Here is a 12,624-nt window from a genome sequence, read left to right as displayed (position 1 = left end):
AGCAGAAAAATGCAGATATTAAAAAGCGTAAGCGAAGTCTTAGAATGGCGCAAAAATGCTAAAGGAAGCGTCGGATTTGTCCCTACTATGGGAGCTTTGCACGGCGGTCACGCATCTTTAATCAAAAAATCAGTAGAACAAAATGACAATACAATAGTAAGTATTTTCGTAAATCCAACTCAGTTTTTACCAGGAGAAGATCTAAGCACTTATCCAAGAAATGAGGAAGCAGATATAAAAATTTGTTCTCTTAGCGGTGCATCAGCCGTTTTCTTTCCTAAAGAGAGCGAAATATATGCAAAAGACGAACCATTAATACTAGCACCAAAACATCTCTCAAGCGTACTTGAGGGCGTAAAACGCCCAGGGCATTTTGATGGAGTATGCAGGGTTTTAAACAAATTTTTTAACCTCATCAGACCAGATAGAGCGTATTTTGGAAAAAAAGATGCTCAACAGCTTGCTATCGTACAAAATATGGTAAAAAACTTCTTTTTAAATTTAGAGATTGTTCCGTGCGAGATAGTAAGAGGAGGTGATGGACTAGCACTTTCATCAAGAAATACATATCTTAGCGATAGTGAGCTTTGCTACGCACTCAAACTCTCAAGAGCGCTTATGAAAGCTTCAAATTTAATAAAAGCAGGAGAGTTAAGCTCACCAGTCATAAAAACAGCCATGCAAGAGTCTTTGGAGCCTTTGAAGGTTGATTATGCCGAAATCGTAAATAGAGACTTTGAAGCAATAGAAAAAGTCATTTTAGGAAATAGCATTATTTTAGTAGCAGCCTACGTAGGCAAAACCCGTCTGATAGACAATCTGTGGGTGTAGTATGCCAAACTTATATTTAGTCTCACTTGGATGTAATAAAAATCTAGTCGATAGCGAGATAATGCTAGGACGCCTTAGCTCATACGATATCGTTGATGACCCTAAAAATGCCGATGTTATGATAGTAAATACATGCGGTTTTATAGAGAGCGCAAAAGAAGAAAGCATAAGGGCTATACTTGAACTAGCAAGTTATAAAAAAGAAAATAGCGTACTAGTAGTCACAGGATGTTTGATGCAAAGATATCGTGACGAGCTTATGCGTGAGCTTCCAGAAGTCGATATATTTAGCGGAGTTGGAGACTATGCTAAGATAGATGAGCTTATCCTTAAAAAGCAAAGTCTATTTAGTCCTGAAATTTACTTGCAAAAAAGCAATACAAAACGTATCATAACAGGGTCTAGCTACCACGCATACATAAAAATAGCCGAGGGTTGCAACCAAAAATGCAGCTTTTGTGCGATCCCTTCATTTAAAGGAAAACTTCAAAGCAGAAGTATAGAAAGTATAGCTGATGAGGTAAAAGCACTCATAAAAGACGGCTTTAGCGACTTTAGCTTCATCGCTCAAGACACTAGCTCATTTTTGCGAGATTTTGGTATAAAAAACGGACTTATAAGCCTCATAGACGAAATAGAAAAAATTGATGGCATAAAGGCAGCTAGGATCTTATACCTGTATCCGACTACTGCTAGTTTTTCTTTGATAGAACGCATCATAGCTTCACCTAAATTTGTGAATTATTTTGATATGCCTATCCAGCATATAAATGATGATATGTTAAAAATAATGCGTAGAGGCTCATCAAAAGAGCGTTTAAAAGAACTTTTATACAAAATGAGAAATGCAAAAGATAGCTTTTTACGAACAGGCGTCATCGTAGGACATCCTGGCGAAACAGATGATAGATTTGATGAATTATGCGAGTTTTTGAGTGAATTTAAATTTGATAGAATTTCAGCTTTTGCATATTCTAAAGAAGAAGATACTCTTGCTTATGAAATGGAACAAGTAAGTCCAAAAATTATAACAAAAAGACTAAACAAAATAGAAAAAATCATCAAAAAAAGCATTGATGAGAGCTTTAAAAATCTACTAAATAAAACTATAAAAGTTCAAATAAACGGGATAAGCAGTGAGGGCGAAATGTTTTTTGGGGCTAAAAGTATAGTGTGGGACAGGGAGATAGATGGTGAAATTCTCATAAATGATACTCAAATAAAAGATCCTAAAGTGGGCGAAATTTATGATTGTTTGATCACAGATTTTCATGGCGATAAACTTTTAGGAACGATAGTTGAGCATTAAACTATCAAATTTAGACGCGTTAAAAAATAAAAAATGTTTGTTAGCATTTTCACACGGAGTTGATAGTACAGCTCTTTTTTATCTTTTAGATGAGCTTGGTTTGGAATTTGACTTAGCTTTTGTAAATTACAAAACAAGAGCTGCGAGCGACTTAGAAGAAGCTAGTGCTAAAGAGCTTTGCTTGAAATTTAATAAAAAAATTTATATCAAAACTGCTCCTTTGGATCTAAAAAACGGCTCAAATTTTGAAAAAAAGGCGCGCGATATTAGGCATAGTTTTTTTGATGAAATTTGTATAAAATTTGGTTATAACTCACTCATCTTTGCTCATCAGCTAAATGACTGTTTAGAATGGTTTTTTATGCAACTTAGCAAAGGCGCTGGAATAGCAAATCTATGTGGATTTGAACCGCTTGAAACAAAAATGGCTAAATTTGAAAATATCAAAAAGCAAATTAGTGTAGCTAGACCGCTTATAAATATAAGCAGAAATGAAATTCTAAATTTTTTAAACGAAAGAGATATCAAGTATTTTACAGATATTTCAAATTGTGATATTAAATTTAAACGAAACTATATGAGAACAAAATTTAGTGACGATTTTATAAACGAGTTTAGCAAAGGAGTTGCAAAGAGCTTTGAGTTTTTAAGAAATGATAAAAAGATGCTTTTGGGAGAATTTATATATGATGATGGAGAGTTTTTTATAGTAAAAAAAAGTGAAAATTCGATAAATCTTATAGATAAAGCAGCCAAAAGACTAGGTGTTTTAATGAGCCAAAAATCAAGACTTTTGTGTCAAAAAAGCGACTGCGTGATGTCTCATAAGATCTGCATAGCTTCTAATGATACGCATTATTTCATATCGCCACTAAACAAGCAAAAAATGGATAAAAAATTTAAAGAAGAGTGCAGAATACTAAAAATTCCACCACTTATAAGACCTTATCTTTACTCTCATCGGTCTCTTGTAGATCTGTTTCGCTCATATAAACTTTTATCTTAAAGCTCGTATCTATCCTATTTCCATCACTTTGCATAGAGATAGGAAAATCAACTTTTATTATATTTTCATACTCATTTATAAAATTTAGAAAATTATAAAAATTTTGCGGACTCTTGATAGAACCAGTAACGTTTAACTCATATCTTAAAAATTTCTCATCTTTGTCCTCTTTAGGAAGTCCAAATAGCTTTACATTACTAAAAAATCTACCGGTCTGAGCTACAAATTTAATCTCGTTAAAACGGCTAGATATCGCGTCCAAAGGCTTTTCATTTTTTTGTTTTAGGCTTTTTAAATTTAAGTATTCGCCATTATAAACTTGCTCTATCTTATATAAATTTACTGCTTTATCATTATTATTTATCTTCGCATTTTTATAATCTTTTATACTTGGTACTAAAAAAGCAAAAATCATCACTATACAAACAACCATAAATAATAGCGCATAAAATAGCAACTTAAGGATATCTATCTCTTCTAAACTTCTATCTTTATTCATTAAATCCCTCTGAGTTTTCGATCTTATTTGTGCTAATAAAATTTAGCCAACCATTAGGCATTTGATAAAAAGTTGTGCTTGAAGATGAAAATATAGATTTCAAAGGAGCTTCCATAAGAAGTTGATAAGTATCTTTTGATGGTGTTACGCCTTTTATAATAAGCAAATTTTTATCTAAAAAAACGTTATTTAGGGTTACTGAATCGGGCACTAAATCAAATAAATTCTGCAAGCTTTTTTTCAAAATATTGTTTGATGAATATATGTTTAAAGCAGCATCTCTCTTGCTAGTCAAAACTGCAATCTCTTTTTTGACTTCAGTGATCTGTAAAACTATACTATCATATTTTTCTTGTTTGGACTGACTATTTGTATTTAGTGAGTAAGCACCAAATTTTATAGCTATATTTATACAAAAAAAGATAAAAACAACTGCAACTATAAGCATAATCCAAATTTTAGAAAACATAGAAAATATAGGCTTTAGTTTAGGTTTTATAAAACTATAACTCATATATTTAGCTCTCTTATCATTAATTCATTCATATCTTTTATAGTATCTACTTCATTTATATAAGAATTTATCATCAACTCAGACCCTAAAACATCTATAAAACTTTTATCTAGTTTGTTGTTATCGTAGATGATTATCTTATCTATAAAATTACTATCGTACAGCTCATTTTTATAGTATTCGTTTATAGCAGAACGAATGTTGTTTAACAAAAAAGTCTCTTTTCCTATATCTCTGACTGACTCTTCTAGATCTCTTGTATTAACTTCTTGAATATCTTCAAAATCATCTTTTTGCGAGTTTTTAACCACATTATCTAGATCTTCTAGGCTACCAAGATCATTGAATTTATCCTCTTCTTTAGAGATAATATTTTCGATATCTGTAGTATCTTCTGCTTTTAGCTCTTTTTCATCTATTAAGTCATCAGCTGTTTTACATGCTTGAAAAAATGCTGAAAACTGCATCTTTGTATCGTCAAATATCATCAAAGCAGAACTCTCTTTTAGGCTATAGACATATAAGATATTTTGATTTTTTTCAAGGTTATTTTTGATTTTCTCATACAGTAGAGCAAATGGCGAATATATAAGATTTGGCTGCATATCATTGAAAAATGTTTGCATTTTTTCTATCTCATTTTTATATACAAAAATAGACCAGCCACCAGCCATAGTTACTATATTTACCGAACTATAATTTATATTAAATTTAGTATATCCATCTTTGGAACTTACCGGTAAAGCCCAGTGTTTTGAGTTGTTTAAAAGCGTACCGACATAAGTCCAGTGAGCTAAATTCTCTTGAGTTTTAAGATAAGTGTTAAACTTAGGATCGACCTTATGATTATTACAATCAAAAACCGCTTCTACGGTCTTTATAACTTTTCCATTTTTGATGACTTGACCATAAATTTGACACTCTTTATTTTCTGCTAAAACGCTTATATAAAGACTTGGCAAAAATTTTCTAATCCAAGAAGCCATATCCAACCTTAAATTTTGTTATGTATGGTATCAAATTTAGCATTAAAAACACTTTACGACTCTTGCATATGTTTTGCTATGAGCTCTTTAGCCTCATCTAGACCTAAATGAGCTACGCTAAAAGGCTCACTTAGAGTATAAGTAATAATGCTAAATGGTTTTGGCAAAATCATCTTATCCCAGCTTTTAAACTGCCAAAACTTTGTAGCTGTATATTTTAAAATCACTATATTTACTTCCATTTTTTGAGGTATTACGACGCAACCATCACTTATACTATGTCTTGGCCCTCTTGGTCCATCAGGAGTTATGACTACATCAACACCTGCTTTTATTTCTCTAAAAGCTTGTAAAAGAGCCTTAAGAGCTCCTTTACTAGAACTTCCGCTTATAGTTCCTATACCAAAATAACTCGACACAGTGCTTATTACTCTACCATCTTTATGGTCTGAGATGATGACCTTTGCACTTTTGCCTTGCCACCATCTTTTAAATATAAATGGAAACATTGCAAGTTTTCCATGCCAAAAAAGCACTACGCAAGGCTCTTTTGATACGGGATTGCCGATAAATCTCTTTTTACAAGTCAGATAAATCGCCCATAATATACAAAAAATCACAATAGAAGCAAATTTAATAAACAATCTATCTTTAAATGATTTTTCCATATAAAACCATTCTTTTTGGATCTGTTATCTTAACTTGTACTAATTTACCCAAAAGCTCTTCACTGCCTTTTACTTGAACTAAAAAATTATTCGAGCTTCTTCCTGCTACACTTGCATTTTCTCTTAGCTCTTCAAAATACACTTCATGCACAGCTCCCATCTGAGTAGCGACTATCTCATCTAGCATTTTATTGTGCATATCTTGAAGTAGAGTTAAACGCGCACTAGCCGTTTTTTCATCGATCTTGTTTGTCATACTTGCAGCAGGAGTAAGCGGACGAGGTGAGTATTTAAAACTGAAGATTTGCTCAAATTTGACTTTTTCCATAACTTGCAACGTATCTTCAAAATCAGCTTCACTCTCACCAGGAAACGCAACTATGATATCAGTTGATATAGCAACGCCTGGGCAAAGCTCTCTTAGTTTTAAAGCACGCTCAATAAACCACTCTTTACTATAACCTCTTTTCATAGCTTTAAGAATCGCAGTTGATCCGCTTTGTAAAGGCATATGCATTGATTTACAAATTTTAGGATTTTTGCTAAAAACTTGTAAGAATTTATCATCCATATGCAAAGGATGCGGACTAGTAAAACGGATCCTCTCTACACCATCAACTTCACTTATTAAATTTAAAAGATCGCTAAAATCTAGTTTTTCATGAGCCCCAGAAAACCTTTTGCCATAATTATTTACGTTTTGACCGAGTAAAAATATCTCTTTCGCACCGCCATTAGCCGCTTTTCTTACTTCATTTAAAATAATGTCTTTTGGTATGCTTATCTCATCACCTCTAGTTTGTGGCACTATACAATACGTACATTTCTTATCACAACCTATCATTATATTAACAAAACTTTTATATGGGCTTGAGCGAAAATCTCCAAAAGCATACTCACTCTCATCGTGATTTATATCTACACTTACAAATTTAGGCGTATTTACAGCTTCGCTTATCTTTGAAACATTTCTTGCCCCAAGAACAAAATCAACATAAGGCGCTCTTTTAAAAATCTCACTTCCAAGGTGACTTGCAGTACAACCACAAACTCCTATTTTAGCACCTGCTTTCTTAGCTTTTTCGTAAGCTCCAATCTCACTAAAAAGCTTATGTACCGGCCTTTCTCTAACTGAGCAAGTGTTTATAAGGATCAGATCTGCACTTTGCAAATCATGCGTTACTTCATAGTCTTCTTTTTCTTTTAGTTCTGCGATGATATGTTCGCTGTCTCTGACATTCATCGCACAACCTAAAGTTTGGATAAAAAGTCTCTTTTTTACGTTACTCAAAGGATATGGACCTCATACATATAGTCATTTTCATCAAGGCCGTATTTTACAGTTCTGTGATAAACGCTAAGACCTTTTTTCTCAAAGTATTCAACTAGACTAATCAGCTCTTTATGAGAGTTTTCTTTATCAAAATAAAATATTTTGCCGCCATCTTTAGCTACTGCGACTTCTATCTTATCTAAGCTTATAGTTCTTGGTTTATTATCAAGTTCTGTCCTAGCTAACTTTAACTCCATCATCTATCCTTTATTTTGTATAGTTTTAACTCGTGAGCATAGCAAATTTTGAGTTAAATTTCGTTTAAAACAAGACTTAAATTTAAAAATATCTTTCCTAAATACTTAAAGAAAATAAAAGTAAAGATTAGTTAAAATACCGCACTTGCAAATTTTAAATCTCCCAAATTTATTATTTTCAAAAAGTGCAAAAAGATTTTCAAAGGATTTTTTATGGAAAAAATTTCAGATATTATAGAATCGATAGCAAACGAAAAAGGTTTGAGCTATGATGATGTTAAAGACAGAATTTGCATAGCTTTTGTCAATGCTGCAAAAAGACTTTATGAGCCTAAGTGCGAATACGAAGCTACTCTTGATCAGCTTACGAAGTGTATCCATTTATACCAAAAAATTCTTGTAGTAGAAGATAGCGATGAAAGGCTTGATGAAGAGCATTTTATCAGCTTAAAAAAAGCTCACGAAGTTGATTCTAGTCTTGAGATAGGTGATAGTTTAAACTATGAGTTAAATATAGATTCTCTTGGACGTACTGGCGCAGGAGTTCTCTCACGCGAGATAGAATACCACATACAAAGACTTATCGAAGAAAAAATTCATGAAAAGTATAGCTCAAAAATAAATACATTAGTATTTGGCACTGTCACTAGAGTAGATAGCGATGAAAATACCTATATCGAGATAGATGAAATTCGCGCGGTTATGAGTATGAAAAATCGTATAAAAGATGAAAAATTCAGAGTTGGAAATACAGTAAAAGCTATCATAAAAAGTGTAAATTTAGATAAAAAAGATGGAATAAGAGTCGAGCTTTCACGCACATCGCCTAAATTTCTTGAAGCGCTTTTAAAAGCTGAAGTTCCAGAGATAAAAGATGGTGGCGTAGTGATACACAACAGCGCTAGAATACCTGGTAAAAAAGCAAAAGTAGCACTATACTCAAATAGTCCTAGCATAGATCCAGTCGGTGCTACAGTAGGCATAAAAGGCGTTCGTATAAACGCAGTTAGCGCAGAGTTAAACGGCGAAAATATAGATGCTATCGAGTATAGTAGCGAGCCAGCTATCTTTGTAGCTAGGTCTTTAGCTCCTGCTATCATAAACTCAGTAAAGATAGAAGGAAATAAAGCCATAGTCTCACTAGTATCAGAACAAAAAAGCAAAGCAATAGGAAGTAGTGGCATAAATATACGCCTTGCAAGTATGCTAACTGGTTATGAGATAGAGCTTCACGAAATAGAAAACGCTACAAAAGAGATAAACAACGAAGAAGGATTAAAAAATCTAAAAGCTTTATTTGGCGATATGTAGTAAATTTAGAGTATTTACTAGACGACCTCTTGGCTATAAATTTTGATTTTATTTTAAGTATAATATAAAATTTATAAATTTTATAAAATTTAAATATAATTTTTGTTATAATTTCAAAAAATAGAAAGTTTTATATGTTAAGTATTCGTTCAAACAATACAAATCATATATCTGGGGGGGGGTATAAAGTAAATTTAACTAAAATTTATGTAAATTTTTACATTTAATCAATATTTAATCAATTTATCAAATACATAAAATACAAAAGGAGCAGACATGAAGTCATTAAACGCTAAAGTGGTAACCATAATATCTATAATAGCCGCATTATTAGTTTTTCTATTTATATCTATAGAATTTTTACTTTCAAAAGCAAGGTCGTCTTTTGATGACTACATGAAAGACGTAACACAATACAGTTATATGAACGCAGGAATGATTGAAGCCTACCGAATAAGGGTTGCGATAGGTAATTTAAATATTTTTGGTATTAATAGCTATGATAAGACTGTATTAGAAGATAGCTTAAAAAATTTTATCAAAAATAAGAACGATTATCTAAAAGAAAGTGGTAAAAATGATAATTTACAAAATCTATTTAACGCTTTTGCATCAAAAAACCAAAGCTTTTTAGATAACATAAAATCAAACAAAGAAATATCTGATCAAGATATCAAAGATATAACCGTAATTTGGAGAGATTTAAAGCAATCGATGCAAGATGAAATAAGTAAGCTAAAAAAACAAGAAGAAATTAGTCTAGAAATTAGAACAAAAGCAGCACACTCTTTAGGATTATATAGCACAGTGCTGATAATAGCAATAATAGTTTTATCTAGCGGAATACTTTGGTTTTCAAAAATATATCTTATAAATTCAATCACATCTATAAGTAATGGTCTCAAAAACTTCTTTGACTTCCTAAACAACAAAAATAACAATCCAAAAGATATAAAAATAAACTCTAATGATGAGTTTGGAGTAATGGCTAAAATGATTAATGAAAACATAAATTTAGTCAAAGAGAATTTAAATCAAGATTCTATAGCTGTAAATGAGTCTCTTCAAAGAGCAAAAGAGGTAGAAAACGGAAATCTAAGTGTAAGAATAACTTCTAAACCAGCATCACCAGGATTAAATCAATTAAAAGATGTATTAAATAAAATGCTATCTACATTAGAACAAAAGATAGGAAGCGATATAAACGTTATTCAAAACACATTTGATAGCTTTAAAAATTTAGACTTCACTAGCAAGATACCAGATGCTAAAGGTGAAGTAGAAAAAGTAACTAATCTACTTGGTAATGAGATCACAAAGATGCTAAACGATAACCTAGCTCAAGCAAATAATCTAGAAGAAAAAGCAGATAGTCTAAAAACTCTAGTAGATAATCTAAATACTTCAACCAAATCTCAATCAGATAGTCTTCAAGAAAGTGCAGCCGCTGTTGAAGAGATGAGTAGTTCTATGGAAGCTATAAATGAAAGAACTGCTGAAGTTATAAAACAAAGCGAAGATATCAAAAACATCATAACTATCATAAGAGATATTGCTGATCAAACAAATCTTTTAGCACTAAATGCAGCCATTGAAGCAGCTAGGGCTGGAGAGCATGGACGTGGATTTGCAGTAGTTGCAGATGAGGTTAGAAAACTAGCTGAGAGAACTCAAAAATCTCTAGGAGAGATTGAAGCAAATGTAAATATCTTAAGTCAAAGCATAAATGAAGTATCTCAAAGTATCAATGAGCAAACAGAAGCTATAAATCAAATAAGTCATAGCGTAGTAAGTGTTGATGAGCTAACTAAACAAAATGTTACTATAGCAAGTGATACTAATAGAGTTACTAAAGAAGTAGAAGGTATTGCTGATATTATAGTTAATGAAGTTAAGAAGAAGAAATTTTGATCGCTCTTGCGAAAATTTTTAAATTCTTTATATAATCCTCAAAAAATATTTGGGGATTATATGTTTTGTATAAAACAAATTTATTCACAAAAACAAGAGATAAAAAAATCAACTTTTATAAGCTATCTATGCCCATTTTACGAGTTTGAACATCTACATAAACAGCTAAAAGCAGAGCATCAAAAAGCAGTCCATATCGTATGGGCCTATAGGCATTACAACAAATACTTACAAATCGTAGAAAACTTAAGCGATGATGGAGAACCAAAAGGAAGTTCAGGTGCGCCTAGCTTAGATGCTCTGCGTGGCGCTGATCTCATAGACGTCGCAGTTTTTATAGTGCGATATTTTGGGGGAATAAAACTTGGCGTTGGCGGCTTAGTTAGAGCGTATAGTAGCAGCGTAAATTTAGCTATAGCTAACGCAGAATTAATCAAATTTGAGATAAAAGATGAGTGTAGATTTTTTGTACCTTTTGCTTTGATAAGTAGATTTTTACACTATTTTGAAAAGTCAAATTTAAGCGAGATATCAAAAGACTTTACGCTTGATGGTTGTGAGTTTGAGTTTAAATTTACTCAAAATGAATTTTTTGATTTTTGGAATTTTTCAAAACAGTTTTTGCAAAGTGGCTTTAGCATTTTAGCCGTGCCACTAAGTGCAAAAAACCTATTTTGATATTAGTAAATCACCCATTTACTAAAAGATAGGTTGGCTTCTTGTTTCAACGATAGACTAGAAAATACTTTACCCGTATTTGCTAGTTTAGCAAGAGCTATCTTTACAAGCGTAACTTCTGGTAATTCCTAGATTTATATATTCTATCAAAAATATATAGAAAATCACGGATAGGATTTCAGCCTAGATTGCTTTAAATTTAAAACTAATAAATTTAAATCAAACATATATATAATCACTCATCACAGGCGTAAGACCTGCACTTATAATCGACTTTTTCATACCTAAAACATCTCTTGTGTCGCTTATCTCAAATTGCCCATCGCCTTTATCGTCTTCTTTTTTTCCACCATGCTCACCGATAGCTACGCTCACTCCAGCAGATACTTTCGTAACTCCAAGCTTTATAGCGTGATCTCTAAAATGTGCATTTTCTCTTGTACTAAGAGTGATATTTGCATAAGGTAAAAATAGACGATAAGCCATAATAACTTGCAAAAGCTCTTTTTCACCTACATCTCGCGGATTTATTTTTTTATTATTTATGATAGGGCGAAGTCTAGGAACAGAGATGGATATCTCAGCATGAGGATACTTTGACTGAAGTAAATAAGCATGAAGTCCAGTTGCCATAGCATCTTTTCTAAAGTCGTCAATGCCTAGCAAAGCTGCAAATGCTACACCTCTCATACCGCCCATTAAAGCTCTTTCTTGAGCGTTTAGCCTATATGGAAAAATACGTTTATTGCCTTCAAGATGAATCTTTTCGTATTTTACGGGATTATACGTCTCTTGAAACACAGTCACAAAATCAACTCCGCATCTATGCAAAAATGCGTAATCATCACTATTTAGCGGATAAATTTCTACTCCGACCACATTAAAATATCTTTTTGCAAGCTCACAAGCTCTGCCTATATAGCTAACTGGTGTTTTACTTTGACTTTCACCGGTTAATATAAGTATCTCTTGAAGTCCGCTTTTTGCAATATTTTCAAGCTCTTTTATGATAGCATTTTCATCAAGCTGAGCCCTTTTTATCTCATTATGAACGTTAAAACCACAATAAACGCAGTTATTATCGCAATGATTTGCTATATATAATGGAGTAAAAAGATAGATATTCTTACCAAAATATCGCTCTTTTACACTCATTGCAACTCTAGCAATATCTTCTAAAAAAGGTGCCGCAGCTGGACTTAGTAAAGCTTTAAAATCATCAAGAGTTCTTTTATCATTACTAATTGCTTTTAAAACATCTTCACTAGAAAAGCTATCAAAGTCGCTCTCTTGCCACTCTTTTAATATCCTATCCATAATGCTATGGTCTATAATTTCTTGATTTTCAAGATATTTCATATGATCGTTTCTATCTCGCATT

13 protein-coding genes are annotated in these 12,624 nt (G+C 32.3%); 6 read left to right on the top strand and 7 right to left on the bottom strand.

Annotated elements, in window-relative coordinates:
- Nucleotides 1-9: 9 nt before the first annotated feature.
- From panC to tilS, 3 genes are read left to right on the top strand one after another with little or no spacing between them, the layout of a single operon-like run.
- Complete coding sequence (gene panC / locus CHLWT_RS03815) at nt 10-831, top strand: pantoate--beta-alanine ligase (protein ID WP_112000369.1); 822 nt, start codon at nt 10-12, stop codon at nt 829-831.
- A gap of 1 nt (nt 832) precedes the next feature.
- Nucleotides 833-2,140 carry a 30S ribosomal protein S12 methylthiotransferase RimO gene (gene rimO, locus CHLWT_RS03810; protein WP_112000368.1) on the top strand — a complete coding sequence of 436 codons (1,308 nt, stop codon included), beginning with the start codon at nt 833-835 and terminating at the stop codon, nt 2,138-2,140.
- Nucleotides 2,130-3,146, top strand: a complete 1,017-nt coding sequence (gene tilS / locus CHLWT_RS03805; RefSeq protein WP_244948802.1) for a tRNA lysidine(34) synthetase TilS — start codon at nt 2,130-2,132, stop codon at nt 3,144-3,146. The genes rimO and tilS overlap by 11 nt, the downstream gene beginning before the upstream one ends.
- Here tilS and CHLWT_RS03800 read toward each other — a convergent pair.
- The 6 genes from CHLWT_RS03800 to CHLWT_RS03775 are packed head-to-tail and all read right to left on the bottom strand — an operon-like array spanning nt 3,076 to nt 7,343.
- On the bottom strand, nt 3,076-3,645 hold the full coding sequence (locus tag CHLWT_RS03800; RefSeq protein ID WP_063998380.1) for a hypothetical protein: 570 nt from the start codon (nt 3,643-3,645) through the stop codon (nt 3,076-3,078). The genes tilS and CHLWT_RS03800 overlap by 71 nt on opposite strands.
- Nucleotides 3,638-4,159 carry a hypothetical protein gene (locus CHLWT_RS03795; RefSeq protein WP_063998379.1) on the bottom strand — a complete coding sequence of 174 codons (522 nt, stop codon included), beginning with the start codon at nt 4,157-4,159 and terminating at the stop codon, nt 3,638-3,640. Before CHLWT_RS03795 ends, CHLWT_RS03800 begins: the two co-directional genes overlap by 8 nt.
- On the bottom strand, nt 4,156-5,145 hold the full coding sequence (locus CHLWT_RS03790) for a DUF8341 domain-containing protein (protein ID WP_111949951.1): 990 nt from the start codon (nt 5,143-5,145) through the stop codon (nt 4,156-4,158). The genes CHLWT_RS03795 and CHLWT_RS03790 overlap by 4 nt, the downstream gene beginning before the upstream one ends.
- A 53-nt stretch (nt 5,146-5,198) precedes the next feature.
- Nucleotides 5,199-5,813 carry a lysophospholipid acyltransferase family protein gene (locus CHLWT_RS03785; protein ID WP_111996257.1) on the bottom strand — a complete coding sequence of 205 codons (615 nt, stop codon included), beginning with the start codon at nt 5,811-5,813 and terminating at the stop codon, nt 5,199-5,201.
- Complete coding sequence (gene miaB, locus CHLWT_RS03780) at nt 5,797-7,104, bottom strand: tRNA (N6-isopentenyl adenosine(37)-C2)-methylthiotransferase MiaB (RefSeq protein WP_112000367.1); 1,308 nt, start codon at nt 7,102-7,104, stop codon at nt 5,797-5,799. Before miaB ends, CHLWT_RS03785 begins: the two co-directional genes overlap by 17 nt.
- Complete coding sequence (locus tag CHLWT_RS03775; protein WP_063998375.1) at nt 7,101-7,343, bottom strand: HP0268 family nuclease; 243 nt, start codon at nt 7,341-7,343, stop codon at nt 7,101-7,103. Before CHLWT_RS03775 ends, miaB begins: the two co-directional genes overlap by 4 nt.
- 213 nt (nt 7,344-7,556) lie before the next feature.
- Here CHLWT_RS03775 and nusA point away from each other — a divergent pair, with 213 nt between their 5' ends.
- From nusA to CHLWT_RS03760, 3 genes are all read left to right on the top strand, one after another.
- Nucleotides 7,557-8,654, top strand: a complete 1,098-nt coding sequence (nusA, locus tag CHLWT_RS03770) for a transcription termination factor NusA (RefSeq protein WP_112000366.1) — start codon at nt 7,557-7,559, stop codon at nt 8,652-8,654.
- Nucleotides 8,655-8,930: 276 nt separating this feature from the next.
- Entirely contained in the window at nt 8,931-10,565 is a 1,635-nt protein-coding gene (locus tag CHLWT_RS09550; RefSeq protein WP_176320858.1) for a methyl-accepting chemotaxis protein, read from the top strand.
- 60 nt (nt 10,566-10,625) lie between these two features.
- Nucleotides 10,626-11,243 carry an IMPACT family protein gene (locus tag CHLWT_RS03760; RefSeq protein ID WP_034963711.1) on the top strand — a complete coding sequence of 206 codons (618 nt, stop codon included), beginning with the start codon at nt 10,626-10,628 and terminating at the stop codon, nt 11,241-11,243.
- A 219-nt stretch (nt 11,244-11,462) separates the two neighbouring features.
- On the opposite strand, the gene thiH is transcribed toward CHLWT_RS03760, so the two are convergent.
- A complete protein-coding gene (thiH, locus tag CHLWT_RS03755; protein ID WP_063998371.1) occupies nt 11,463-12,623 on the bottom strand; it encodes a 2-iminoacetate synthase ThiH in 1,161 nt (386 codons plus the stop codon).
- Between the last annotated feature and the right edge of the window lies 1 nt (nt 12,624).

Source organism: Campylobacter hyointestinalis subsp. lawsonii, from assembly GCF_013372165.1.
Taxonomy (GTDB): Bacteria; Campylobacterota; Campylobacteria; order Campylobacterales; family Campylobacteraceae; genus Campylobacter; species Campylobacter lawsonii.
The sequence above is the reverse complement of the archived record's forward strand: the minus strand, read 5'-3'. Positions and strand labels throughout refer to the sequence as shown.